Here is a 2,167-nt window from a genome sequence, read left to right on the forward strand (position 1 = left end):
GCCGGCGGCTCTCCTGCCGCAGTTTCTCCGGGTGCTACCGGGGAAACGTCGTTGAACGCTTCTGTCAGGCTTTCAAGGGTCAGCTGCACATCCTGGCGGACCGGACGCCGGCGTTCCCTGCGAGGAACGACGACCGTTTCGCCCTGGATCCGCAGGATGGCACCGGCCTCTTCGGGCAGATCATCATGAGGTTCCTTGATGAGCGGCTTCTCCGCCGGCTCAGCCTCGGGAGCATCCTGGGTGGCCGCAGGGGCTTCCGGTTCCCCTTCGGCGTCGTGCGCGGCAGCCGTGGCCGCTGCGATGGAGGCCAGGGCCGCCCGTGCAGCTTCCGCCTTGGCGGCCCGCTCGGCGTCGTCCGGCTGCGGCTCCTCGACCTTCACCGGTTCGGCCGGCACGGCAGCGGGCTGCTGCTGGTTCTGGTTCCGGTTCCGGCGCTTGCGCTCCCCTCGGGTCTGCTTCTCCTGCTTGAGGTGCTGCTGGTGGTTGTCGTCAGAGACAGCATGCCCGGAGTGGCTGGTGCTGCGCCGGTGCTCCACGGGGATGTCATGGGTAATGACGCCGCGGCCATCGCAGTGTTCACAGTTCTCGCCGAAGACTTCCAGCAGGCCGGTGCCCATGCGCTTGCGCGTCATCTGGACCAGTCCGAGGGAAGTTACCTCTGCTACCTGGTGCTTGGTGCGGTCGCGGCCCAGGCACTCGACCAGGCGGCGGAGCACCAGGTCCCGGTTGGCCTCGAGCACCATGTCGATGAAGTCGATGACGATGATGCCGCCGATGTCCCGCAGGCGCAGCTGGCGGACAACTTCCTCCGCCGCTTCCAGGTTGTTCTTCGTGACGGTCTCTTCAAGGTTGCCGCCGCTGCCCGTGAACTTACCGGTGTTGACGTCCACCACGGTCATGGCTTCGGTGCGGTCGATTACCAGCGAGCCGCCGGAGGGGAGGAAGACCTTGCGGTCCAGTGCCTTGGCGATCTGCTCGTCAATGCGGCTGGCGGCAAAGATGTCCTCATCCTTCGTCCACTTCTCCAGACGGCCTACCAGATCCGGAGCCACGTAGGTCACGTAGGCCTCGATGGTGTCCCAGGCTTCCTCACCGGAAACGATCAGCTTGGAGAAGTCCTCGTTGAAGACGTCACGGACCACCTTGATGGTCAGGTCAGGTTCGCCGTAGAGCAGCTCCGGCGGGAGGGTCTTGGTGGACTTGGCCTTGGCTTCGATGTTCTCCCACTGTGCGCGGAGCCGGTTGATGTCATTCATCAGCTCCTCTTCGGAGGCGCCTTCGGCCGCGGTCCGGACGATCACGCCGGCGTTCTGCGGAAGGTGGTCCTTGAGGATCTTCTTGAGCCGGTTGCGTTCGACGTCGGGCAGCTTGCGCGAGATACCGGTCATGGAGCCACCGGGTACGTAGACCAGGTAGCGGCCGGGCAGGGAGATCTGGCTGGTGAGGCGGGCACCCTTGTGGCCCACCGGATCCTTCGTGACCTGGACCAGCACGGAGTCACCGGATTTCAGTGCCAGCTCGATCCGGCGCGGCTGTCCGTCCAGGCCGGCGGCGTCCCAGTTAACCTCGCCGGCGTACAGAACGGCGTTGCGGCCGCGGCCAATGTCAACGAAGGCAGCTTCCATGCTCGGGAGCACATTCTGGACCTTACCGACGTAAACGTTGCCGATCAGCGAGTCCTGCTGGGTGTTGGAGACGAAATGTTCGGCGAGGACACCGTCCTCAAGCACACCGATCTGGATCCTGTCATCGCGCTGGCGCACGATCATCTGACGGTCGACGGATTCACGGCGGGCCAGGAACTCGGCCTCGGTGATCACGTGGCGGCGGCGGCCGGACTCGCGTGATTCGCGGCGTCGCTGCTTCTTGGCCTCAAGGCGGGTGGAGCCCTTAACGCTGGTGACGCGGTCGTTCACCGGCGCTTCGGCGTGGGCCCGCGGGGCCCGCACCCGGGTGACCGTGTTGGGCGGATCGTCGTCCGAGCCGCCCGTCAGTTCAAGGTCTGCGTCTCCGCGGCGGCGGCGACGGCGGCGGCGTGAGGTGACGCCTTCGGCGTCTGCTTCCGGCGAGGCAGCGCTCTCGCTGCCGTCTTCGCCTTCTGCGCCGGCTTCACCCTCAGGGCGGGTGCGTCCGCGGCTGCGGCGGCGGCTGCGGCGGGAGCGTCCGC

1 protein-coding gene is annotated in these 2,167 nt (G+C 66.5%); it reads right to left on the reverse strand.

Features of this window, described 5'->3' with window-relative positions:
- Positions 1-2,167 (reverse strand): Rne/Rng family ribonuclease (locus RTN46_RS16845; RefSeq protein WP_312183167.1); only part of this gene is annotated, 2,167 nt, incomplete at both ends.

Origin of the sequence: Arthrobacter sp. (genome assembly GCF_031988865.1) — a bacterium.
GTDB lineage: Bacteria > Actinomycetota > Actinomycetes > Actinomycetales > Micrococcaceae > Arthrobacter_B.